We start from the raw sequence: 1,691 nt of genomic DNA, 5'->3' as shown, positions 1-1,691 counted from the left end.
ATTCCGAACAAATATAGCAAAATAGTTGTATAAAAACAGGATTTTTCGTATTTTTAAAGATGCAACATATCCCAGGAACTTCCCGCCACCAGATGCGTATTTCAAGTTTAGAAGACACTATATCTCGCGATAATCAAGTACGTTTTGTAGACGCTTTTGTCGACCTCGTTTCTCTTGCCAAGCTTGGATTTGCCGTACAAACTCTCAAGAGTGAAGGCCGCCCGAGTTACAATAGTAAAGTATTTCTAAAAATCTATTTATATGGCTATCTCAACGGAATTAGAAGTTCTCGCAAACTAGAACGAGAAACCTTCAGAAACATCGAAATGCAGTGGCTCGTAGAAGGTATTCGCCCCAATTACCACAGCATCTCCGACTTTAGAAAAAACAATCCCCTTGCCTTGAAGAAACTTTTCAAACTGTTTGTTTCGTTTTTGAAAGATGCCGATTTGATAGGTGGCGAAACCGTTGCCATTGACGGTACCAAAAGCAGAGCACACAATAGCAAGAAAGCCAATTTTAATCAAAAGAAAATAGACAAACATCTGGAATACATTGAAAACAAAACACAAGAATATCTTGATGCTTTGGAAGAGAATGATGCAAAAGAAAACCCTCCAAAAATCCAAAACATTCAACAAAAAATAGAACGGTTAAAGAAAAACAAACTTCGTTATGAATTGCTGGAAGAAAAACTAAAAGAAAGCGGTGAACCACAGATAAGCACTACCGATAGCGATGCCAGAGCCTTGTTGGTTCAAGGACAAGTCGTTGAGATTTCGTTCAACATACAAGCGGCAGTAGATGCCAAACACAATTTGGTAGTAGCCACACACACCATTAATCGCAATGACCGCAATGCCTTGTCTGCCATTGCTATCGAAGTCAAAGAGAATTTAGAACTAGAAACCTACACCGCTTTGGTAGATAAAGGCTATCATAATGGGCGAGAAATAGAAGCCTGCAAACAAGCCAATATCACCACCATTGTGGCGCAACCCGACCAAGGAAGAAGTAACGAAAACGGCACCCAGCCTGATTATTTGGTAGCCAAGTTCCAGTACGATAAAACCACAGATACCTACACTTGTCCACAGGGTGAAACGCTCACTACTACGGGCAGATGGCATAAGAAAAGTAGAGAAAAAGACAGTTATGAGTTCAAGAAATACCGAACCCCCAAATGCAAAGAATGTCCTGTAAAGCATTTGTGTACCAGCAGAGCAGCAGGTAGAGAAATAGACCGCAGCCAATATGCCGATGCCGTAGAAGAAAACAACAAACGATATCAAGAAAACCCTCAACTCTACCGCAAGCGGCAAGAGATAAACGAGCATATCTTTGGTACCATCAAACGACAATGGGGTTACAATCACACCAATTTAACGGGATTAGAAAAAGTAAACGGGGAACACAGCCTGATAATGCTTGTCTACAACATCAAACGCAGCATCAATATCCTGGGCGTTCCCGATCTGATTGAGAAACTCAAAAAATGGAACTCACCCTACAAGATAAAAGTCTTGTTTTTGCTAAAAACGAGATGTTTAAAGCTAAATTTCGAGTTTGTTTTCTGTCGAACTAAATTAGTTGCCTAAAAAAAGAGCCTTCTTAAAAGGCTTTATTTGAACTGTAGAATAGAATAATTGGGAGGTTTTAATGGGGAAAATAGGTTTTTTCACAGCCTGACG

The 1,691-nt window shown here is 39.9% G+C and carries 1 protein-coding gene; it reads left to right on the top strand.

What is annotated here, in order from left to right:
- Window positions 1–59: 59 nt before the first annotated feature.
- Window positions 60–1,598, top strand: coding sequence for an IS1182 family transposase (locus tag DB891_RS17380; RefSeq protein WP_223256138.1), 1,539 nt, complete (start codon window positions 60–62; stop codon window positions 1,596–1,598).
- Window positions 1,599–1,691 lie beyond the last annotated feature (93 nt).

Origin of the sequence: Flavobacterium laiguense, from assembly GCF_003097655.1 — a bacterium.
Taxonomy (GTDB): domain Bacteria; phylum Bacteroidota; class Bacteroidia; order Flavobacteriales; family Flavobacteriaceae; genus Flavobacterium; species Flavobacterium laiguense.
This window is presented reverse-complemented; position numbering and strand designations above follow the sequence as displayed.